Source organism: Flavobacterium johnsoniae, assembly GCF_030388325.1.
In the GTDB taxonomy this organism is placed as follows: domain Bacteria; phylum Bacteroidota; class Bacteroidia; order Flavobacteriales; family Flavobacteriaceae; genus Flavobacterium; species Flavobacterium johnsoniae_C.
The window spans coordinates 5006992-5032854 of record NZ_CP103794.1 but is presented as its reverse complement, the minus strand read 5'-3'; the positions used below and the strand labels follow the sequence as shown (position 1 = coordinate 5032854).

At 35.8% G+C, this 25863-nt stretch carries 7 protein-coding genes; 6 read left to right on the top strand and 1 reads right to left on the bottom strand.

Annotated features, from left to right (window positions below; all coding sequences use genetic code 11):
- Positions 1-7: 7 nt before the first annotated feature.
- Positions 8-11188, bottom strand: coding sequence for a PKD domain-containing protein (locus NYQ10_RS21210; RefSeq protein WP_289878116.1), 11181 nt, complete (start codon positions 11186-11188; stop codon positions 8-10).
- A 459-nt stretch (positions 11189-11647) separates the two neighbouring features.
- Between NYQ10_RS21210 and NYQ10_RS21205 the strand changes: the two genes are divergently transcribed.
- The 6 genes from NYQ10_RS21205 to NYQ10_RS21180 all read left to right on the top strand — a co-directional run bounded on the left by NYQ10_RS21205 (position 11648) and on the right by NYQ10_RS21180 (position 25854).
- Positions 11648-15673, top strand: coding sequence for a two-component regulator propeller domain-containing protein (locus NYQ10_RS21205; protein ID WP_289878115.1), 4026 nt, complete (start codon positions 11648-11650; stop codon positions 15671-15673).
- Between the two features lie 626 nt (positions 15674-16299).
- Positions 16300-17697 carry a hypothetical protein gene (locus NYQ10_RS21200; RefSeq protein WP_289878114.1) on the top strand — a complete coding sequence of 466 codons (1398 nt, stop codon included), beginning with the start codon at positions 16300-16302 and terminating at the stop codon, positions 17695-17697.
- Between the two features lie 48 nt (positions 17698-17745).
- On the top strand, positions 17746-20778 hold the full coding sequence (locus NYQ10_RS21195) for a SusC/RagA family TonB-linked outer membrane protein (RefSeq protein ID WP_289878113.1): 3033 nt from the start codon (positions 17746-17748) through the stop codon (positions 20776-20778).
- Positions 20779-20789: 11 nt separating this feature from the next.
- Positions 20790-22391: a RagB/SusD family nutrient uptake outer membrane protein gene (locus NYQ10_RS21190; RefSeq protein WP_289878112.1), complete on the top strand. Its 1602-nt coding sequence runs from the start codon at positions 20790-20792 to the stop codon at positions 22389-22391.
- A 1-nt stretch (position 22392) separates the two neighbouring features.
- Positions 22393-24030, top strand: a complete 1638-nt coding sequence (locus tag NYQ10_RS21185; protein WP_289878111.1) for a glycoside hydrolase — start codon at positions 22393-22395, stop codon at positions 24028-24030.
- A 240-nt stretch (positions 24031-24270) separates the two neighbouring features.
- Positions 24271-25854 carry a glycoside hydrolase gene (locus tag NYQ10_RS21180; RefSeq protein ID WP_289878110.1) on the top strand — a complete coding sequence of 528 codons (1584 nt, stop codon included), beginning with the start codon at positions 24271-24273 and terminating at the stop codon, positions 25852-25854.
- Positions 25855-25863: the final 9 nt, after the last annotated feature.

The following is a 25863-nucleotide window of genomic DNA, read 5'->3' as shown; positions in this document are numbered from 1 at the left end:
GTTTGGTTTATTTTAGATAAAGCCAGCCAGAGGTTTTTTTAGAACCATCTCCTAAATCAAGAATATAGAAATAAGTACCTTCAGGAAGCGTTTTGGCAGATCCGTCTGCTTTTCCGTCCCAAGTATTGTTGTAGCCTTTTTTATAGTAAACCAAATTCCCCCAGCGGTTAAATATCTCAAGATGATTATTCGGATATCTGTCAATACAATCAATATAGAAGAAGTCGTTCTGTCCATCATCATTTGGTGAGAATTCATTATAAATTTTCAAACAACTTGGAGAAACTGTAGCGCTATCTTGATTGTTAGACGAGTTTGTATCTATTTGATCTAGTTTAATTAAATGTGCTGTATTGAGATAATCATTAAAATCAACCACTTTTACCGTAATTGTAAGTGTTTGTAAAGCCCTAGAATTAATTGATGGAATGTTCCAAATACCTGTTTGTGGATTGTAAGTTCCTGAAGTTAAGGCTGAATCTACAAATGTGTATCCTTTTGGAAGTACATCTTGAACTTCGACATTGGTTGCCGTTATGTTTCCGAGGTTTTCTGTGGTAATGGTAAAAATTACTTGACTTCCCATTGGAACATCGGTTTTGTCGACTTCTTTATTAATAGCGACATCGGTAGAAGGAATATTGATAAATTCTGAATCTTCATCATCTTCGCTCTGATCTCCATTATCATTATTAGGAGTAGAATCTGGATCAAATTGATTGCTTGCCGTTACTTGAGTAATATTGACATAATCAACGCTTTCAAGCCCAAGCGGATTTGCAACAGTTGCTTGATAGGTTAATGAAATTCCGCCCACAGGAACAGTTAAGTTTACCCATTTAATGGTATTCAAACTAAAAATACCGCCATTATTAATGTTAGAAATGTTTTTGTAACCAAGCGGAATAATATCTTCAACAGCAACTCCTGTCGCGACACTTGGTCCTTCATTGTTAAGCTGTAAGGTGAATGTTATAACTTCATTTACATTAGCGTTTTTGTTGCTAACTGTTTTTTCCAGACTTAAATCGGCTACGGCGACGTTAATGGCTAAACTATCATAATCATCTTCTGTTGTAACGCCGTTGTTTGGTGTCGAATCTGGATCAGGCAGATTGCTGGCAATAACTTCGGTTGTGTTTGTATATTCATTTGCTGTTCCTGACGGAGGATTTACACGAGTATAAATATCGAGTGACTGATCGGTTCCGTTAGCAATATTGCCAACATTCCAAACACCCGTAACATAATTATACAAACCACTTGTCGGACTACTTGTTAAATAGGTGAATCCTGGAGGAAGTAAATCTTTAACCATTACGCCGCTTGCATTTGCAGGACCATCATTTTTGACCGTCACGGTAAAAATAACTGTTGAACCAACATCATAAACCGCATTTTGATTTAGCGCCGTTTTGGTAATTGATAAATCTGCCATAACAATTACTGGTGTCACAGAAATACTGTCATAATCATCTTCTGTAGTAACGCCATTTCCTGGTGTACTATCTGGATCAAATTGATCAGAAGTCATGATTTCGGCAATGTTTAAATATTCATTTGATGTTCCGGTTGGGCTTTTTACATTAACGTTTAGTAGTAAAGTATGGCTATTTCCGGGCAAAATAATTCCAGGATTCCATACGCCTGTTGCACGATCGTATGCTCCAGAAGTAGAATTGTAAAATATATAATCATATCCAACAGGAATAATATCTCTTACAGTTACTCCCGTAGCGATACTTGGACCTGAGTTGGTTACAGTAATCGAGAATGTAATTTGCGATCCTACATTTGGCGTTAGAATGTTGTTAATTATTCTTTTTTCTATAGAAAGATCAGCTACTGCTGGAACTGGACTCAATAATACAGAACTAATGTCATCTTCGCTACTGTCGTTATTGTTTGGAGTTGAATCTGGATCTAATTCGTTAGAAGCATAAACTTCGGCTACGTTTTGATAAACTCCTGTGGTATTTACTTTTGCGCCTATTAATAAAGATTCAGATGCTCCGTTTGGTATTGTTCCAACATCCCAAATACCTGTTGTACTATAATATTGTCCAGCTGTCGAGCTGTAAACTACATATTCATAACCGCTTGGTAAAAGATCTTTTACTTGTACACCAGTTGCATTTTGCGGACCGCTGTTGGTTACGGTTATTTCGAATGTGATTGTTGCTCCAAAAATCGGACTTAAATTACCGCCAACAACTGCTTTTACAAGAGATAAATCGGCCATTGGAACTATTGGACTAGTAATCGCACTCGCGTAATCATCCTCAGTTGTGACTCCGTTATTTGGTGTTGAATTTGGATCAGGAAGACTGCTATTTGTAACTTCGGCTGTATTTAGATAATTTCCAGTTCCATTTACAATGGCCGTTAATTGCAGTGTTTGTGAATCTCCGTTTACCAAAGAGCCAATATTCCATTTTCCTGTGGTATTATTATAAGTTCCTTTTGTAGAAGTAAAACTGCTAAAAGTATATCCAGAAGGCAATAAATCGGTTACTTCAACAGCCGTTGCATCTTGCGGACCTTGATTGGTAATAACGATTTCAAAAGTTACAGAAGATCCAATTAATGGAGTAGCATTATTAACCGTTTTTGTTAAAGATAAATCTGCCGATTGTCCTAACGGAGCTGTTGTCGCTGTTCCGTAATCATTTTCGGTAGGAATTCCGTTTCCTGGTGTCGAATTCGGATCTGGTAAACTACTTGCGGTTACTTCAGCAATATTTACATAATTTCCTGCTGCGTTTACAATGGCAGTTATTCTTAAAACTTGTGAATCTCCGTTAAGGAATGATCCAATAGTCCATTTTCCAGTTGTAGCATTATAAACACCTTTTGTTGCGCTGTAATTTACAAAAGTATATCCAGAAGGAAGTAAATCTGTTACTTCGACTCCGCTTGTATTTTGCGGACCATTATTAGTTGCAATTATTTCAAAAATAACTGGCGAACCTACTAAAGGCGTAGCATTGTTTACAGTTTTAGTTAAAGCTAAATCTGAAGCTTGGGCATTTGGAGTAACTGTAGCCGTTGCATAATCATCTTCGGTTGTAACTTGATTATTTGGAGTGGAGTCAGGATCGGGAAGTGCACTCGAAGTTACTTCGGCAGCATTGAGATAATTTCCTGTCGGATTTACTACAGCAAGAATTTGCAAGGTTTCTGATTTTCCATTAATCAAATTGCCAACTGTCCATAATCCTGTTACTGGATTATAAGTTCCTGTAGAAATTGTAAAATTAGAATATGTATAACCGTTTGGAAGTAAATCGGTAACGGTTACACCCGAAGTATCCTGTGGACCATTATTCGTTACAACTACTTCAAAAGTAACCAAAGAACCTACTAACGGATTCGCATTGTTCACAGTTTTAGTTAAAGACAAATCGGCTGCTTGTGCTGTTGGCGTTATTGTCGCAGTTGCATAATCATTTTCTGTTGGAATGCCGTTGTTTGGAGTCGAATTAGGATCAGGAATATTTGCAGCCGTTACTTCAGCAATATTCAGGTAATTTCCTGTAGCATTTACAATTGCCGTTATTTGCAGTGTTTCTGATTCTCCATTGGCTAAATTTCCAACATTCCATATTCCAGTTAATGGATTGTAAGTTCCAGTAGAAACTGTAAAACTGCTAAAGTTATATCCTGATGGCATCAAATCGGTTATTTGAACACCTGTGTTATCTTGTGGCCCGTTATTAGTGACAACAACTGTAAAAGTAACTGGAGACCCGGCCAGAGGTGTAGTGTTATTAACCGTTTTAGTTAATGACAAGTCGGATGATTGCAATATTGGAGTAGTTGTCGCTTCTGCATAATCGTCTTCGGTTGTAATTCCATTATTTGGTGTTGAATCAGGATCTGGCTGACTGCTTGAAGTGATTTCTGCAGTATTCGTATAATTTCCTGTTGCATTAACCAAAGCCGTTATTTGTAAAGTATGAGTTGTAGTCACCGGCATACTTCCAACTGTCCAGATTCCTGTTGTGGCATTGTAACTCCCCGCTGTTGCAGAGTAAGATACATAAGTGTAACCAGAAGGAAGTAGATCGGTAACAGCGACATTATCTGTGGCTTGTGGCCCAGTATTGTTTACCTGAAGACTGAAAGTTACTTGCGAACCTACAAGCGGTGTAGTATTGTTTACGGTTTTAATTAAAGATAAATCTGCCGAAGTCGCAATAGGAATAGTAACTGCTTCAGCGTAATCATCTTCTGTAGTAATTCCATTATTTGGAGTAGAATCAGGATCTGGCTGACTGCTGGCTGTGATTTCTGCACTATTAGTATAATTTCCAGAAGCATTGACTAAAGCTGTTATTTGTAAAGTATAAGAATCTGAAACGGGCATATTTCCAACTGTCCAAAGCCCTGTTGCAGGATTATAATTTCCTGTTGTTGCACTATATGATGCATACGTATATCCAGTTGGCAGTAAATCGGTAACGGTTACTCCATTTGCTTCTTGCGGACCAGAATTTGTTACCTGAATGCTGAATGTTACTAATGAACCTACAATAGGAGTTGAATTGCTTACCGTTTTAGTTAAAGATAAATCTGCTGATGTTGGGATTGGAACAGTCGTAGCCTGTGCATAATCATCTTCGATTGTAATTCCATTATTGGGAGTTGAATCAGGATCAGGAAGATTGGCAGCCGTAATTTCTGCAATATTAGTGTAATTACCCGTTGGATTTACCGTTGCAATAAGTTGAAGAGTTTCTGAATCTCCATTTACTAAATTGCCAACAGTCCATAAACCAGTTGTCGAATCATAAGTTCCAGTTGAAGCAGTAAATCCGGCAAAGGTATATCCTGATGGAATCAAATCTGTTACCTGAACGCCAAAATTATCTTGCGGACCATTATTGGTTACTACAATTTCGAAAGTAGCAAGCGAACCAACTAATGGAGTTGTATTATTGACTGTTTTAGTCAAAGACAAATCTGAAGACTGCTGAATTGGAGTAGTCGTAGCAGTTGCATAATCATCTTCAGTCGGAATTCCATTGTTTGGTGTAGAATCCGGATCAGGAGTATCACTATTTGTAACTTCGGCAACGTTTGTATAATCGCCAGTTGGATTAACGATTGCATTAATCTGTAGTGTTTCAGATTCGCTGTTTGCTAATATATCCAATGTCCATAAACCTGTATTGCTATCATAAGTACCGCTTGTTGCGTTAAAACTGCTGAAAGTATAACCCGAAGGCAGTAAATCTGTTACGCGAACAAAAGCTGCATCTTGAGGACCACTGTTTGTTGTAATGATTTGAAAAGTAACAATCGAACCAACCAGTGGATTTGAATTGCTTACTGTTTTAGTTAAAGATAAATCTGCTGATGGCTGTACAGGGGTTACAACGGCATTATCTTCATCATCTTCACTTTGATCGCCATCATCATTATTTGGCGTACTATCAGGATCAGGAAGATTGCTGGCTGTAACTTGAGCTACATTAAGATAATTCCCTGTAGGCAATACTCTAACATCCAAAATGAGCGATTCTGAAACCCCCACATCTACAGTACCTACATTCCAAATTCCTGTAGCGCTGTCGTATAATCCAGCAGATGAACTATAGTTTACATATTGAAAACCAGAAGGCAGTAAATCAGTTACTTGAATTCCAGTTGCATTATTTGGACCATCGTTTGTAATAACAAGTTCAAAAGAAACTTGGCTTCCAACCACAGGGCTTGTATTGCCAGCGACAACATTTTTAACTAAAGATAAATCAGCAGAAGGACCAATAAAAGTAATTTCGGCATTATCCTGATCGTCTTCTGTGGCTACATTATTATTTGGAGTTGAGTCAGGATCGGGTAAATCGCTAGCTGTTATTTGAGCGATATTTAGATAATTTCCTAACGGATTAACAAGTGCGCTGAAAGTCAGATTTACATTAGAATTAGCAGGCAGATATAAATCTTTCCATTCTAAACTAGCTGTTGCAATTTGATAAGTTCCTCCAGAGGAGACAGATCCCGGAATAAGCGTGTATCCAATCGGAATAACATCTTGCACATCAACTCCAGTTGCATTTCCAGGACCTCTGTTTAATATATTAATAGTAAAATCTACTTGTTGTCCAGCTGACGCGGAAGTTGGTGTTACACTTTTTGTAAGTTCTAAATCGGCTGGTTTTAAAGAAACAGTCGCATTTGCCATATCATCTTCAGGAAGTCCATTTCCGGGAGTACTGTCAGGATCAAGCTGTTTTGCAGTTTCTATTTCTGCAACATTGATGTAATCGTTGCCTATAGAAACAACATTTACTTTAGCTGTAATCTGTAAAGCAAGCGAATTTCCATTATTTAGATTTCCAACATTCCAAATACCAGTAGTATTATTGTATTTTCCAGCTCCATTATCGCTTACATAAGTATAACCAGGAGGCAATTGGTCAGAAACTGTAATTCCGCTAGCATTATTTGGCCCGCTGTTGGTCACTCGAATAGTAAAAATAACATTGTCATTGATACTTACCGTTGCTGGTGAAACAGTTTTCTGCAATGATAAATCGGCTATATCTAAAATTATTGAAGCATCATCTTGATCGTCTTCGGTTGCAATGTTATTATTTGGCGTACTATCAGGATCAAATTGGTCTGAAGCAATGATTTCGGCATTATTGACATAAGATCCAGTTGATTTAATTACTGCTTTAAAAGACAGTGTTAATCTGCTTCCAACAGGAATTGTAAGATTGTTCCAAGTTACAGTATTGTCACCTACATTATAAATTCCCGCAAGATTTACAGAACCAGGCACTATAGTATAACCAGACGGAATATAATCTCGTACAGAAACTCCAGTTGCAGTTACTGTTCCGCCCAATGAATTATTGTTAAAAACTTGAAGATTGAAAGTGACCGTATCTCCGGCACTTCCTGTAACAGGATTAACAGATTTGGTTAATTCTAAATCAGCAACAGATAATATAGTTAATGTCATCGTGTCTGATGAAACGGCACAATTACCATTGCTTACGGTCCATTCTAAAACATATACTCCAGCAACAGTTCCTGTTACTGCTGTAATTGGAGACGCTGCATCTGTAAAGCCTACAATACTAGGCCCAGAAACTTGAGTCCAAGCTCCAGTACCAATTGTTGGTACAGAAGCATTCATGTTAACAGGCGAAAATTGCGGAATTATTTGATTCGGACCTGCATTTGCAGTAGAAGGTAAATCGTAAATTGTAATGATAACTCTATCTTCAGAAGTACATCCTGTTGTTGCAATTGTCCAGCTGAATTCATAAGTTCCAGCAACCATTTGTAGTATTAACGAATTTGGATTTGTTGGAGATGCGATTGTAGCTGTATTTGGTCCAGAAATTTGAGTCCATGTTCCTGTGCCAATAGTTGGTGTATTGGCGGCCATATTTACTGAAGTCACATTACATAATTCTTGGTCAGGTCCGGCATTTGCTACCGTTGGAGGATCATCGTTAAAAGTTATATTTACAGTATCTGAAGATGGTTGACATAAAGACGGACTTGTAAAAGGTCCGTTTGTAACAGTCCATGTTAAGGTGTAAGTTCCTAATACAGTAACATTAGAAAGAGTGGTAATTGGACTATTAGGACTGTCTATTACTGCTGAAGCTCCTGAAGGCTGACCTGTGATTGTCCATGTTCCAATACCAACCGTTGGAGCTACAGCTGCTGTCTGATAAGTGGTTTGACAAGCTACAGCATCATCAGGTCCCGCATCTGCTGTACTTGGTGCGGCATTCATTTCTATTCTAACAATATCGGATAAAGTTCTACAAGAATTACTTGAGAAAACCCATTCTAAAATATACAAACCAGGAACAGTTAAATTTGTAACTGTTGTTAATGGAGCAGAAGGAGTAGTGATAACTGCAACACTTCCCGGAGGTTGAAATGCAAAACGCCATTGGGCACTAGAAACATCGGGAGGCGGCATGTTTCCTTGTAGATTAGCGATTCCGCCAACATCAGTTATACAAAGTGTCTGATCTGGACCTGCATTTGGATCAATACTTGCTCCGCTGAAAATAGTTACATTTACAGAATCTGAAGAACCTGGACAGGTACTTCCATTAGGAAAAGTTGTTGAATTAGTAGTGTAAGTAAAAACATAATCATTTCCGGGAACTACAGTTGCATTGGCAATATAGCTATTAGGAGGCGATTGTGTTATAGTAACATCAGCTGTATTTCCAGTAGTGCTTGTAAGTGTCCAAGTACCTGTAGAGTTTTCGTTTCCTTTAAGTTGAATACTTGTCACATCACAATACGTTTGATCAGCACCCGCATTTGCCGTAGGTGTTACTGTCACAATCATATCATCAAAAGTGCCTTGACACAAAAAGATGCTTTTAGCGGTTATTGTCCATCTAAAAGTGTAAGTTCCCGCTACAAGTCCGTTAATTACCGTATTAGGATTAGACGGATCAACAATAGTTGGCTGATTTGGAGCACCTGTCAAAACAGACCATTGTCCAGCTTCGAAGAAACTATCATAAGTACTTCCTGCCATAGTAACACTTGTATTGTTACATACATTTTGATCGGGTCCAGCAACTGCCTGATTAGGCGGAATACCAATTGTTAGATTGATATCGTCAAACGCTTCTCCGCAGACTTCGGCATCTACAGTCCATCTAAAAATATAATAACCACTATATGTAAATGTAAATACAGCATTAGGATCATGAATATCGCTTATCGTATAACCTCCCACACCAGAAATTCTAGTCCAAGTTCCCACAGCTCCACTGCTGGTTGTTGCGGCCATTGTTATAGTATTACCGCAAATATCTTGATCAGGTCCTGCATTTGCAGCAGGCGGTGTGTCTGCTATTGTAACAGAAACTTCACTTGTATTGGGAGCGCATAGTCTTGTAATAGTTTCTATAGCCCATGTAAAAGTGTAAGTTCCGTTTCCTGGTACAGTTACTAAAGTATTAGGATCGCTTGAATCAGCAAAAATAACACCAGCAGAAGGAGTTACAGACCATAGACCAACTTCAAAATTTCCTGGAGTATTTCCGCTAAGATTAAAAGATGTTGTGCCAGCAGGATAACAAGCATCTGGACCTGCGTCAGAATTGGATGAAGCGGTAGCATTATTGGTTATAATTGTCACATTATCAGAAACAGCTGCGCTACAAGATGGCCCTGGATGAAGATAAGAAACTGTCCATTGTAATTCATATTGCGATGTATTGGATGTAAAGCCTGTCGCGACTGTATTAGGATCATTTACATTTGAAAAAGAAATTGTGCTTGGTCCTGATACTTGGCTCCACGTTCCAATTTCTCCACTTTGTGCGGGTGTTGCTGCAAGACGCACTTGAGCATTAGCACAGACTACTTGATTTGGACCAGCATCTGCAGTGCCTAACGAACTATCAGAAACATAAATTGTTACTGTTGAAACCGAAAAACCGCAGGTAGCACCGCCACCTTTTGTTATGTACTGAAAAACATAAGTTCCAGGAATAAGTCCTGTAACTTGAGTATCCACAGCAAAATTATCAGATATAACGGCTTCATTTGGACCGCTAAGCTGACTCCAAAAATGCATTCCATCACCAGTTGCAACTCCTGACAACATTGTACTGGTATCTCCACAAGGCAAACTTACATCAGAACCTGCATTTGAAGGTGTTGGATCTCCGGAAACTAAAATATTTAATGTGTCAAAACCAAAATCACAACCAACAGGAAGTGTTCCATTTTGACTTCGGATAAATTCAATTGTATATTCTCCTGATTCTGTTAGTGTTAAGGTTAATGAATTTCCAACATTTTGTAATGCAGTAGGAAAGGGCGCTAGAGGAGAAGTACTTGGCCCGTTTACAATTCGATATTGATTTACACCTGTTCCTGTAACGGTAAGCGGAATTGTAAATACCGTTGCATTACAGCTTCCAGCAATATCGTTACCATTATTAGCCACAATAGTTCGTGTTGCGCCATTATATTGAATATTATAATCTTTTGTAAAAACACAGCCCGTATTAGCATTGGTTAGTGTATATCTAAATTTATAAGGATCACCAGAATCCGAAATATTGGTCACCAAAGTTGTTGGATTTGTTGGAGAAACAATCACAGCGCCAGTATCTCCAGATATCTGTGTCCATTGTACAGTTTCGCCTGCATAAAGCGGAGTTTGAGCTACAAGAGTAACCTGAGTAATAGTATTATCACAAAAGAAAATATCTTCATCACCGCCAGGTAAGGTTGTTACATCTTGCGTTGCAGCAGGAACTGTAATCGTCACTAAGTCGTTTCCTGAGGCACAAGGTCCCGTAACGGTCCATCTAAAAGTGTAAGTTCCTTGAACAAGATTAGAAACTTGTGTATTACTAGAACCTGGACTTCCTATTGTTGGTGTATTTGGACCACTTACAAATGTCCATTGACCGCTTTTTCCGTTTAAACCACAGCCACCATAAGTTCCAGTAAGATTAGTATTTTGAGTAGTAGTGTAGCAATTGCTTAAGGTTTGATCTGCGCCCGCAGAAACAGGTGTAACGCCTCCATAATTAGTTACCGTAATTTGAGAAGTTGTTCTACAGCGTTGTCCCGGAGCATATTCAGCACCTTCAATAACCCATTGAAGTGTAGTTACACCGCAGCTTGTTGCAGGTAAAGTTATCGTTGAGGTAGGCAAATTGGGAAAATTAATTACAACTCCTGCATTATTGGCACCTACTATTTCCCAATGACCAGTTTCTCCCGTATTTTGTGGCGCATTAGCAGTAATAGACAGATTTCCATTACTATTTGGACAGCTTGCAATATTACCGCCTGCATTTGCAATCGTAATGGGTTGCACATTAACAACTTTATCCTGATATGTAAAAACACCGTCACCACAAGTTGCACTATATCTGAAGATGTAAGTATTTCCTCCCGTATATCCAGTAACAATAGTGCTAGGGTTATTTGGAGTATCAATTACTACAGCTGGTCCTGATATTTGTGTCCATGAAACATTTCCAATAATCGGAGATGGATTATTACCGCTTAAAACCAATGCATCCGTTTCGCATATAGTCACATTTAAAACTCCAGCATTTACTGTACAGTTCTGGCTATAAATTGATGCAGAAAAAATAAAAGCAGTTATGGTTAACTTTAGCTTTTTAAAATAATTTTGATAAGGTATAGTTTGATCCATAAGCATAAAGGATATGAAATTTATTTAAAGACAAAGCAGTTGATTTGCTAATCAAACTTTGGTTTCTTTAAAAAATTAGAGTTTACTTATAGTGAAATGAGAATCTATCAAATTTACGTAAAGATTAATCTGAGTTTTATTTTTATATGTTTCAGATTATAATTTGCAACCATTTTTGCGAATTTGAACAACTAAGGAATTGTGTAAAATAAGATGAATTTTTGATAGATTTTAAAGCAAATAGAATTAATAAAAGAGTGAAGAAATGTAAGATGGAAATAAGGCAAATAAACTTTGGTAATAAAGATTTTGTAGTATTAAAATTAGGTGGAACTAACTTTTAGTAATAAAAAAAAGACATCTCATAAGGCTTATCTTTTTTGACGGTTTTTGACAATTTTCCCCTTAAATTAGCTTATAATTGTACTATTGCTACTGAAATAAAATAATAAAAATACTTTGAAGAATTTTGTTTTATGTCTTTTCTTGCTGCTGGGTTTAAGTCCAGTTGGATATTCACAGGATTATCCTGTAAAATTTCTCGATATATCAGATGGTTTGTCTAACAATTCAATCATTTCTATTTATCAAGATAACGAAGGTTTTATGTGGTTTGGAACTTACGATGGCCTAAACCGATATGACGGATATAATTTTAAAGTCTTCCGAAATCGAATCAACGATCCAAAATCATTGTCCTTTAATACCATTTATAATGTTGAGGGAGATTCTAAGAATAATATTTGGGTTGGAGGAACTAACGGAATCTGTGTTTACGATAAGAAAAAAGCAATATTTCATCCAGTTCGTTATAGACAATCAGATAAAAAAACAGAATTACTTCAAGGCATTGTACATCAAATGCGTTCAGTTTCTGACAATCTTGTTTTAGTTGCTTCTCAAAAATTAGGATTATTAGCTTTTCAAAATGGCTCTTTCGTTGGAAATCAAGTTCCGTTAAAAGCATTAGAAAATAAAATCAATATTAATAATTACGATGCTGTTGCCATTCAAGAAAACAAAGAAAAATCTGGATGCTGGATTTATGTTAGAAATGTTGGAGTCTGTAGCTATAATTATAGAACTAAAGATTTAAAAATAGTTTTCCCACTTTCTATAGAAGTAAAAGCCATGAAATTGGCAACTGACGGAAATCTTTTGTTAGGAACAGATGAAGGTCTTTTTCTTTTAAATACTAAAACGGGTTCTGTTTCGGATAATTATTTTTCAAATAAATGCAGCGTAACCGATGTCTTAATAGACAAAAAAGGGAAAACTTGGGTTACAACCGATGGGTGCGGGATTTTTTATATCGATCAAAAAACTAAAAAACTTCTTTTTTATAACGAACAGCTGGCAAAAAGCAATTCAGTTTGGAGCCTTTACGAAGATAAAACTGGAAATAAATGGTTTGGTTCACTTCGCGGCGGAATCAGTATGTTAAGCGATACGCCAAAGTATTTTAAAAGCATCAAATACAATTCAAAAAATCCAGCCGATAATTTTATTTTGTCTTTTTGCGAAGACGAAAAAAACAATGTTTGGGTTGGTACAGATGGTGCAGGATTAAAATATTGGAACAGAAAAAATAATACTTATACAGATTACGAAAATTTACTTCCAAGCACTTTTATTACAGGAATAGTCCGTGATGATAATAATGATATTTGGATTTCTACATGGGCGGGAGGAGTCAATAAAGTGCAAAAAAGCAATAACAGTTTAACGCATTATGCATGTTATAATCCATTTACAAAGCAGATAGAAAAGAATATCTGGTTTGTATTTAAAGATTCAAAATCAAATATTTGGGCAAGTGCAACAAATGAAGGTTCGTTATATTTTTTAGATAGAAAAACAGATAGTTTTGTGCTTTTTGATAAAAGTATTGAAAATCTGCAATGCATGTTTGAAACTTCAGACGGAAAATTGTGGGCAGGAAATTATACTTCGCTTTTATCTATTGAAAAAAATACTAGAAAAATCACCAAGAAAGCCATCGGAAATCCAATTCGATGCATTTACGAAGATAAAGACAAGAATCTCTGGATAGGAACACAAGAAGGAGGTTTATTATTGTTTGATCGAAAAACGAACACTTTTAAAAGATTAACAATAAATGATGGTTTGCCGTCAAATACTATTTTAAGATTACTCGAAGATAAATACGGAAATTTATGGATGAGTACGTACAATGGAATTTGCCGCTACGATAAAAAAAGCAAAACTTTCCGTAATTTCTCTATAAACGATGGACTTCAGAGCAATCAGTTTAGTTTTAATGCCGGAATAAAACTTTCTTCTGGAGAGTTTCTTTTTGGAGGAATTAATGGTTTTAATGTTTTTTATCCAGAAGCGATAAAAGGTTTTAATCAGAAGAATAATGTTTTATTGACTGATTTTTACGTTAACAATCAATTAATTGAAGAAAGTAAAGCCGAAGTTGATATTGATTCAGATAAAGTAAAAGATGTGAGTTTAGAATACGATCAAACTACATTATCTCTAGAATTTGTCGCATTAGATTATAATAACTCAGACAAAATTAACTACGCTTATTTTCTTGAAGGCTGGGACGAACAATGGAATTACGTCGGACAAATCCGAAAAGCAAATTACTCGAGACTTCCAGAAGGAAAATATACTTTTAAAGTAAAAACAACCAATTTTAAAGGCGGATGGAATAAAGAAGTCAGTTTGGTTTCGATAACAGTTTTACCGCCTTGGTACAGAACTTGGTGGGCTTATACACTTTATTTAGCAGCAATTGGCGGCATTTTATTTTTGTATTTAGATTATAATAAAAACAAAGAAAAACTAAAGTATAAAGTCAAAATTGCCGAACTAGAAAGCAAAAAAGAAAAAGAGATAGCTGAAAAACAGGCATCTATGTTTACCTATATTTCGCATGAATTTAGAACGCCGCTTTCGCTGATTATCAATCCGCTGAAAAAAGCGGTTCAAAAAGAAATTGTTGAGAATGGTTCTTCAGGAAGTGATTTGGCAATTGCGCACCGAAACGCAAGAAGACTTTTAAGTTTAGTAGATCAATTACTTTTATTGCGAAAAGCAGAAAATGATGCCGATTCTTTACGATTGTCTCCAATTAATGTTAATTATCTTTCAAATGAAGTGTATCAGTGTTTTGTTAATCAGGCGAAAGAAAAACAGATTTCGTATAATTTAAATATTCCATCTAATGAAATTATAATTATTGGCGATTATGAAAAAGTAGAAATTTCTCTTTTTAATTTAATGTCTAATGCTTTTAAATACACACCAATTGGAGGAGAAATTAATTTAACGATTACTGAAAATGATAAAGAAGTTTTTCTTGAAATAACCGATAGCGGAGACGGAATCGATAAAAAAGACATTGATGTTATTTTCGAAAAATTCAAACAGATTAATTCGAAAGTTTCTGTTGGAACTGGTTTCGGAATAGGACTTTATATTGTTAAATATTTTGTTGACAAACACAAAGGTTCTGTAACCTGTAGCAGCGAAACAGGAAAAGGAAGCACTTTTAAATTGGCATTCTTAAAAGGAAGAAATCATTTTGAAGATGCTGAAATAACAAACGAAAAACCGCAGAGAAGCCAATTATTTGACGAATTAATTCCAGACGAAATTGAAGAACCAACAATTGTCAATTTGGTTTTAGAAAGCGATTTTAAAAAGACAATGTTAACTGAAAAACGCACTGTTTTAATTATTGATGATAATGCAGAGATTCGAACATATTTAATCAAATTATTTTCGACAAATTACATCGTTTATAGTGCAGAAAATGGAGAAGAAGGATTAAAATTGACCAAAAAACACATGCCAGATCTCGTTATTAGTGATATTACTATGGAAGAAATGGACGGCCTGGAATTATGTCGAAAAATTAAAGAAGACAATGCTTTATCTCATATTCCAGTTATTTTATTGACAGCTTCAAAAAATCCTGAAACACATTTGCAAGGAATTAACGAAGGTGCAGACGATTATATTACCAAACCTTTCGATGATGATATTCTAACTGCGCGTGTCGAATCTTTACTCAAAAACCGTCATAATTTGCGTGCTTATTTCTTAGACAGCATTACGCTAAAAGAAAATACGCAGAAAGTTCCCGTAGAATATCAGCAGATGCTGAAAAAATGTATTGACATTGTTGAGGCAAACATTCATAAAAAAGATTTTACGATTCGAACGTTTGCTCTTGAAATGGGAATGAGCCACAGAACGCTTTATACTAAAATCAAAATTATTTCTGGACAAACCTTAAATGCTTTTATTCGTTCCTTACGAATTCGAAGAGCCGCCATGTTAATGTTGACGGAAGAAATGAATATTGCGCAGGCAAGTGCAGAAGTTGGTTTTGAAGATCCAAAATATTTTAGACAGCAGTTTGTAAAACTTTTTGGAATGACTCCATCAGAATACATCAAAAAATATAAAAGTTCCTTCAATTCGGACTTAAATATCATCAAATAGCAAAATCACTATTATTTTTTGTTGCATTTTTTCTTTAAATTTTGACTAAACGATTAAAATCTTCTACAACTTTTAATCGTTTAGGTTGAAAAAATACTGTTTTTTCAATAATTGCAAATAATGCAAAAATCCATAGATATTTTTAAATACTCAGTAAAAAATATTTAAAAATTATGGTTAATTACAATTTTGACCTCCTTTTTTTTCGAATTTACCCCTCCTTATAAGTGTGAATTAAACATTTCTTTGCACTTGTAGCAATCAGTTATTACACAATTGCTGTTAGTCATAAGTGTTAGTTTCAAGATAAAGTTTTATCTCTTTTTAAAGAGCTGAGCACTCTTTAAAATTCTAAAAGTAGTGGTTGGTTACATTACTTTTTGAACCCGCAGTTTAGAAGTAAGCTGCGGGTTAATTTAAAAACACTTATTAATAGATAGAAATAAAAAAGAAAAAAATAGTAAAACAATTAACCAAACTCAATTCAATATGAAAGTAACCACATAATTAATTGCAACTGTTTTCCGTATTATGAAAATAGAAAAACCAATCTCGACTTAAACCTGCGAGAATAAAAACTTTCGCTTAGAAAGAAAACTAACTAACTAAACCTTAAAACTTAAGAAATGAAAAAAAAAGTATTTTTATTTTTTCTTGCTCTTTTTGGCATTCTATTTACCGGCTGCCAAAATAACGAATCAGGATTTCCAAGTTCTGATAACCCTACGGTGGTAGTTTCGACAAAAGAAATTTACGGAGCGCCAAGTAGAAAATTTGAAATCAAAGCAGCCCTTGCCGATGATTTAGGATTAAAAAGTGTAGAGATTCAAATTCCAGAATTGTCATTAGATAAAACAATCAGTTTTGCTACAAATCCGCTTTTAGAGTCTTATGATCTAAGTTACTTTTTTGAAGTTCCAGCTAGTAGAGGAACATCTGAAGCTTTCAAAATAAAATTAATTATTACTGATGTTTCAGGAAATGTAGTAAACGAAGAAATCAATTTACGTCTTGATGGCGAATTTGCTGCGCCAAGTATTTCTATGATTACTCCAAAAGAAGGCGCCGTTATTTTATTGTCGACAAGCAATAAAATGCCAGTAAATTTTGTGGTAAATGACGATTCAGGAATCGATTATATTCAGATAAAATGTACCGAACTTGGTATTGATGAGACTGTGCAATTAGTTGGATCTCCACAATCTTATACTTTCAATAAAACCTATACTTTACCAGTTACGGCAGCAAATTATGTTTTAACAATTACAGCTAAAGATAAATTTGCGATTCCAAACACAGGATCATTAAACATCAATATTGTGGCAACAAATGAGTATCCAGCAATTTACTTATGCGATCAGCCAAAAGGAACAAATCTTACGACAGATGCAGTTGGAGTTCCGATGTATTTCCACGAAAAAACAGGACAAGATTTCGAATTTAAATATTATGCTGATAAAGACAATAAAGAAATTTATTTCTTAGGTCAAGAATCAGATTTTGCGCCACATTGTTTTGGTTTAAATGCATCAGGAGAATTGGTTGATGATGTGGCTTCAGCGGCGATTGTTTTACCAACAAAAGGATATTATAAAATTAAAGTAAATCCGAATACGCTGAAATATACTGCCGAAAAATATACACCAACAAGTAAAGTTTGGGCAGATGTTGCAAACGGTTTATGGCATGATGTAGAAGCGCAGAGAAAACCTTTCGTAAGTGTTTGCGGTGGCGGAATTCAAGGCGCAACTTGGGATACTTGGGACGCATGGATGCAAAAAGGATTGCATTTATCAAATAATGCGGCAAATCCTTATCAGTTAGTTGGAGAATATACTTTGACAGGTACAATGGAAGCCACTTTTACAGGTCAATGGTGGAGTCCATCATGGAGATTGATTAAAAACGGAATTGCGACAATGTCTCCAGGAGAAAATGGTAATGCAAAATATCCAGCGGCTCCAGGCGTATACAAAGTGGTTTTAGATACCGAATTAGAAAGAGTATTTATAACAAAAAAATAGTTGGTTACACATTCTTGTTGTAACAATTAACAAATAAAACAGCTTAATATGAAATTTAAATATATAGGATTTTTTATTGCCCTTTTGTGTACTGCTGTATCCTTTGGACAAATAAAAATAAAAGGAACTGTTAAGGATAAAGCCAATGTGCCGATTCCAGGAGTAAACGTAATGGTAAAAGGAACTTCGACTTCAGCAGCAACTGATTTTGATGGTAATTATGTGCTAAATGTTCCAAATAAAAATGCACAGCTTGAATTTACTTTTGTTGGTTTTACAACCAAAGTAGAGTCAATTGGAGATAAAACAGAGATTAATGTTATTCTTGAAGAATCAAGTCAAGCACTAGATGAGATAGTTGTAGTTGGTTATGCAGCTGTTAAAAAGAGCGATGTAACCAGTTCGATTTCTTCTGTAAAAGGAAAAGAATTACAGACTATGACTGTTGGTAACGTAACAGAATCATTACAGGGGAAAGTTTCCGGTGTCCAAGTTACGGGGGCTGGAGGACCGGGAGCTCAACCTAGAGTTTTAATTCGTGGTATTTCGACTTTAAACTTAAATACAGATCCGCTTTATGTAGTAGACGGAATTCCGATGGGAACGAGCATCAATTTCTTGAGTAATAATGAAATTGAATCTATGGAGGTTCTGAAAGATGCTTCTGCAAGTGCCATTTATGGTTCTCGTGCATCAAACGGGGTTATTTTAATTACTACGAAAAAGGGAAAAGTTGGTAAAGCAAGATTCAATTTTGACTTGAGTTCAGGTATGCAGATGATGAATAATCCATACAATATGGCTGATGCCGAAGGTTATGCAACGATTATGAATACGGCTTACAACAACTCGGGTTATTCAGATTATTTGCCAAATCCATCTCAATACAGAGGGAAAACAACAGATTGGTGGAATGCAGGAATTAGAAAAGCTTCTCCCGTGACGAATGCTTCTTTTGGTGTGGCAGGTGGTTCTGATAAACATACTTACGCCATTAGTTTAAACTATTATAATGCAGAATCAATTTATGAAGTTGGCGGATGGGAAAGAGTGACAATGAGAATTGCTAACGATTTCAAATTCTCTGATAAATTCTCAGCAGGAATTACTTTAAATCCGCGTTACGAAACTTGGGGTTCTCCTAACAATTGGGCAGATTTTGATAAAATTGATCCAATTACACCAATTTACAAACCAGCTGATCAGTTAACAGGATTAGAAAATGAATACAGTATTTATGCTCGTTCTCCTTCTTATGTTTGGAATCCTGTTGCAGCAGTAAAAAGATATGATGATTTTACAAACCAGTACAACTTAAATACAAATGGATATTTACAATACGAACCAATAAAAGGTTTAGTAATTCGTACACAGGCATCTATTGAAGTTGGTGATAAAACACAAAGTATTTTCAGACCAGATTTTATAATTGATGCAGCGCACGAAAAAGCAGAAATTAATAGTGTAGAAAGAAAAAACACTACAAACGCAGACTGGACTTGGCAAACTACAGCAACTTATAGCAGAACTTTTGCCGAAAAACACAATGCTTCTTTTATGGTTGGTAGTACTATGGAAGAATACAATGCAAATGATGTTTGGGGTTACGGCGAAGGAGTTCCTAATAATTCAGATTTAATGAGAGAAGTGAGTGCAGCTACTAAAAATCGTAATAGCAGTGGTACTAGCTGGTCAAGTTCATTGATGTCATACATTTCACGTCTTTCTTATAACTATGACGGAAAGTACTATTTTACAGGAACGTTTAGACGTGACGGTTCTTCAAAATTTATGGCAAACAATAAATGGGCAAATTTTCCATCGGCATCAGCTTCATGGAGAATCTTAAACGAAGGATTTATGGAATCTGCAAAAGATGTTTTAAGCGATCTTAGATTTAGAGCAGGTTGGGGTAAAGTAGGTAATCAAGGTTTGCCTGATGCGGTTTATCAATCAAATATCGGACAAGGATATTATGTGATTGATGGTCAGGTGGTAGATACTTCTTATCCATCGACTATGGCAAATAAGGATATTAAATGGGAAACTGTAGAAGATATGAGTTTTGGTATCGATTACGGATTTTGGAAAAACAAATTGTCTGGATCTATTGAATATTATCAAAAGAAAACAAAAGATATGTTGTTCTTAAAACAATTTCCGACTTACAGCGGATTCCCAGGATATTCAACTATGTGGACAAATGTAGGTTCAATGAAATCAAGCGGTATCGATTTATTGATTTCATTTAAAGATAAAAAAGGAGATTTCTCATATGGTGCAGATTTAACTTTTACAACTGTAGATGTAGAGATGATTTCTTTATCTGCTGATGGAGAAAGATTATACGGCTCAAGCAATAGAACCTTAACGGTTAAAGGTGATGAGCCTGGATATTTTTACGGTTATGTTGCTGATGGATTATTCCAGAATCAAACGGAATTAAATTCGCATACTGATGAACACGGAACTAAATTACAGCCTTATGCGCAAGTAGGAGATGTTCGTTTTAAAGATATAAATGGCGACGGAAAAATTGATGACAAAGACAGAACTAAAATTGGTTCTCCTTGGGCAGACTACAATATTGGTTTGAACTTAAACTTTGCTTACAAAAACTTCGATTTAGTAGCGAATTTTTATTCAAGTATTGGAAATGAAATCGTTAATCAAAACATTTCAGATTTATACAATGGTGCAAGTTTGACCAACAAAGTAAGTGGATTGGAACAAATGGCTTGGCATGGCGAAGGAACTTCAAACTATATTCCGAGATTATCAAAGGATGATAACAACGAGAACTTTACAAAATTCTCTTCTCTTTATGTAGAAGACGGATCTTTTGTTAGAATGAAAAACCTTCAAATTGGATATTCATTCTACAACAAATTTGGTTTAGATAAATTAAGATTGTCATTATCAGGACAAAATTTATGGACATGGACTAACTATTCAGGAGTTGAGCCTGAAGTTGGAGCAGGAGATCCAAATAATGGAGACAGAGTAAAAGGATCAGGTTTTGGAGGATGGAATTATCCAGTTCAGCCAACAATCTTGATGGGACTTAATGTTGCATTTTAATCAAAACGATCATGAAAAAAATAATAGTATCAATAATAGCTTTTTCTCTATTTTCGGCATCTTGCAGTGATTTTATAGAAAAAGATCAAAGAGGAACTCAGACTTTAGAAAATTATTTTCAAACAGTACAAGAATGCGAGAATTATGCAAATGAATTAACACAACGCTTATTATTAGCAAAAGAATGGTGGGTATTAACGGCTCCTAGAGTAACCAACGAAATGTCTACAGATGATGCTTGGATGGGAAACACAGGTCAAGACAATAGCGCACATAGACCTTGTTCGCAATATATCATAACTCCTGATAATATGGGCGATATGAATAGTATCTATACAGCACATTTCTATACGATTCAATCTGCAAATGTTGGTTTAGAAAGAATGGCTGTTTCGCCACTTACCGATGCTCAAAAAAATCAGTATATGGGCGAATCTTTATTCGTACGGGCTTATTGTTATTATGAATTGGTAAATCTTTTTGGAGGAGTTCCGGTTTATACAAAATCTTTAGGAACTGGAGATTTAACCTTATCGCGTAATACAGCCGCAGAAGTATACACTCAGATAGAAACCGATCTTAAAGATGCAGCAGCAAAACTAGAAAGTGCTCCTGTAGCAAGAAATGGTAGAATTAACAAATGGGCAGCTTATGCCTTATTGGCTCGAGTGTCATTGTTCCAAGAAAAATGGGCAGAAGCAAAAACATATTCTAACAAAGTAATTACAGAAGGTCCTTTTCAGTTAGAAACTGATTTCTTAAATATCTGGAATGTTAACAATCATAACGGAATTGAATCTATTTTAGAAGCGCAGTCGTCTTCTGTTCAGGATAGAAGTTTAGGCGCGGCATTGCCAACTTTATCTGGAGCAAGAGGAGAAGACAAAAAGAATTTTCCAAGTAATGATGCTGCCGACGTTCTTGATGGTTGGGGATGGTGTATGCCAACAAGTGATTTAGAAAATGCATATTTGTCTGAAAATGATGTTATCCGCAGAAGAAGTACGATTACAAAATGGGGAGAAGCAGCTTACGGAGATGAGGTTTTAAATCCAACACATAAATTCAGTTTAAACGATAATAAATCGGGTCGTATCTGCCGTAAATCTTATATTCCAATTGCGACACGCCGTGCATTAGATAAAAAAGACGGTCACTTACCATTAAACATTCCGCTGATTCGTTTGGCAGAAATGTATTTAACAAGAGCTGAAGCTAATTATCATACGGGCGGTGATGCTTTGGCAGATATTAATATTATCAGAGCACGTGTAAAATTAGATCCGAAAACAGGAATTTCAGGACCTACACTTTTAAGACAGATTTACAAAGAACGTCGTTTAGAATTGGCTTTTGAAGGATTGCGTTTGTTTGATATTCGTCGTGAAAAAGATCCAACAACAGGAAGACCGGTTATCGAATCTTTGATGGGACCAAACGGAACTTTCGTGCAATACAACTTGAGTTCTACAGATCCTTACGAAACAACAAACTTGAGAGAATCTCAGGATAAAGGAATCAATTTTAATCCTGCAAAAAACTTATTGTGGCCAATTCCGCAATTAGAAATCGATTTGAGCGGTGGTGTAATTAAACAAAATCCTGGATACTAAGATGAAACAGTATAATCAAAATAAAGTAGGTCTGCTTTGTGCAGGCTTACTTTTCGCAAGTTCTTTTTTTGTAAGCTGCGATTCTGAAAAATCTGAAAATTCAGATTCAGAAAATGCTGTGACAGAATTGAATGTTAGTTTAGAAATGAATCTTCAAACGATGGAAAGTTTCGGAGCTTCGGATGCTTGGCAATGTAATTTTATTGGAAAAAATTGGCCAACTGATAAAAGAAATAAAATAGCCGATTTATTGTTCAGCCAAGGTTTAGATGCTGACGGAAATCCAAAAGGAATCGGATTGTCCTTATGGCGTTTTAACCTTGGAGCAGGAAGCGCAGAACAAGGCGATGCCAGTGATATTACAGACGAATGGAGAAGATCGGAATGTTTTACCACAAACGGAGTTTCGTATGATATGACGAAACAAGCGGGTCAGGTTTGGTTTATGAAAGCCGCAAGAGAGCGTGGAGTTGATAAACTATTGGCTTTTGCAAACAGCGCTCCGGTCTATTTGACTCAAAATGGAAAAGCGCACGCTTCTATCAAAGAATTTTATAATTTAAAGGATGGAAAAATGCCCGATTTAGCTGACTTTTGGACAACATCTTTAGATAAATTAAAAACAGAACATGGTTTAACAATCGATTATGTAAGTCCGTTCAACGAACCTCAATATGAGTGGGACGGATCGGGGCAAGAAGGTTCTCCGGCTACTAACACGAATATTTACAGTTTTGTAAACATTTTATCTCCAAAATTGCAAGCGAAAAATTTACAAGCTAAAATTGTTGTAGGAGAAGCTGGAGCTTATGAACCGCTTTATAAAACAGTTTCAGGAAAAGAAAGTAGATCGAATCAGATTGATTATTTCTTTGCCGCAAATTCTTCTAAAAATATTGGAAATTTAAGCAACGTAAAAAGAACTATTTCTGGACATAGTTACTGGCAAGCATGGCCTTTAAGTACTTTGATTTCTTCAAGACAAGACGCAGCTGCGAGAATACAATCTGTTGGAGGATTAAGCCTTTGGTCATCTGAATATTGTGTTTTAGAAAGCCCAGGAACTGCAGAACTTCCAGGTGGAGCAGGAGCTGGAAGAGATTTAGGAATGCCTTTAGCACTTTGGACAGCACGTATTATTAGCACTGATATTGCAGTTGGAGGCGTAACTTCTTGGCAATGGTGGACGGCAATTAGTCGTGGTGATTACAAAGACGGATTAATTCATGTAGATGATGGCGCAAGCAACGGAGCAGGAAATGCTGATTATTGCAAAAATGATGGATATATTAGAGATTCAAAAACGCTTTGGGCTTTAGGAAACTTTTCATTTTTCGTAAAACCTGGAATGGTTCGAGTTCAAATTCCAAGTATTGATAATACAGCAGAATTAAATAATGTTATGGTTACGGCTTATAAAGATGTAGCAAATAAAAAATTAGTTATGGTTGCGGTTAACATCAGCAAATCAGCGAAAGCTTATAAACTAAATCTTGCAGGCGGAACATTAACAGATAATAAATTAACGCCTTATATTACTTCCGAAACATTGAGTTTGAAAAAAGGAACAACGGTTGATGTTTCTGGTTTTGAAATTCCTGCCAGATCTGTAGTGACTTATGTGGGTACTTATAAATAAGATGCTGAGGTTCTGAGATGCTAAGATTCTAAGGTTTTAAAATACAAGCTTTGTCAAAGTTTTAAACTTTGACAAAGCTATTAACCACAATCTTGTCATCCTGACGAAGGAAGGATCTCCGCAAGTAGCTCGACAAAGATTGGAGATTTAGATTACGGAGTTACTTACGAAGATTCTTCGTTCCTCAGAATGACAAACTAGACGATAAAAAAATACGTCAATAAGATAAAAAAAGAATAAATGAGAAATATATACGTCTCACTTTTATTGGTAATCAGTTCGCTGTCTTTTGCACAGCGAACAATTACTATTAGCACAGATAATGTAGTACAAACCATGGATGGTTTTGGAGGTTCTGATGCTTGGCGAACACAATTTGTAGGTAAGAATTGGCCAGAACAGAAAAAAAATGCCATTGCAGATTTACTATTCAGCAAAGAAATCGATGCAAACGGAAATCCAAAAGGAATCGGACTTTCGATCTGGCGATTTAATTTGGGTGCAGGAAGCACAGAACAAGGTGAAAGTAGTAAAGTTTCTGACGAATGGAGAAGAAGCGAATGTTTCTTGAATGCTGATGGAACTTATGATTTTTCTAAACAAGAAGGTCAAAGATGGTTTTTGCAGGCTGCCAAAAAACGTGGTGTCGAAAAGTTTCTAATTTTCACTAACAGTCCGCCAGTTTTTATGACTAATAACGGATTGTCTTTCGCTTCTCAAAAGAATAAACTGAATCTAAAAGATGGTGCAATTCCAAAATTTGCCGATTTCTTAGTTCAAAGTATTCAAGGTTTGGAGAAAAAAGAAGGAATCAAATTCGACTATGTAAGTCCGATAAACGAACCGCAATGGGAATGGATGCCAAAAAGTGGAGATACCAACAGTCAAGAAGGAACTCCAGCGACCAATCAGGAAATTTATGATTTGACCAAATCGCTTTCGGAAAAGCTGTTGGCAAAAAAAATGAATACCGAAATCGTGATTGCAGAAGCAGCGCAAATCGATTATTTGTATGAAAATGTAAACGCTGAAAATCGTGACAATCAAATCGATTTTTTTTTCGGAAAAGCAAAAACCAATGTGACAAAATTCTCGAATGTAAAAAATGTAATTCTAGGACACAGTTATTTTACAACTTGGCCAATTGAAAAACAGGTTTTAAGTCGTAAATTAATTGCGGCAGAAGTCAAACAAAAACCAGGATTAAAATATTGGCAGTCGGAATATTGTATTTTAGAAAATCCAGGAGAAAATGAAATTCCGGGAGGATCGGGTGGAGGAAGAGATTTAGGAATGCAGACCGCTTTATTCGTAGCGAGATTAATTCATAATGATATTGCGGTAGCAAATGCAGCTTCATGGCAATGGTGGACTTCAATAACAAGAGTAGATTATAAAGACGGTTTAATTTATCTGGATGATGGAAAAAGCAAAGGAGGAACTGAACCCAATTATGTAAAAAATGATGGAGAATTTCACGATTCAAAACTGCTGTGGGCTTTAGGAAATTATTCGCTTTTTGTACGTCCGGGAATGCAGCGAATTGATATTCCAAACCAAAAAGAATTAGACTCAGCAAATGATGTAATGCTTACGGCTTATAAAGATGTTCAAAACAAAAAACTGATTGTTGTCGCAGTAAACTGTGGAAAAGAAGCTCAGAAATACAAATTTGATTTATCAAAAGGAACTGTAAAAAATAACGAGTTTACTCCTTATATAACTTCTGATACGTCAAATTTAAAAAGAGCCAAATCCCAGAAAATTAATAATTTAGAAATCCCTGCAAAATCGGTCGTGACGTTTGTGGGAGAATTACAATAGTAGAAAAAT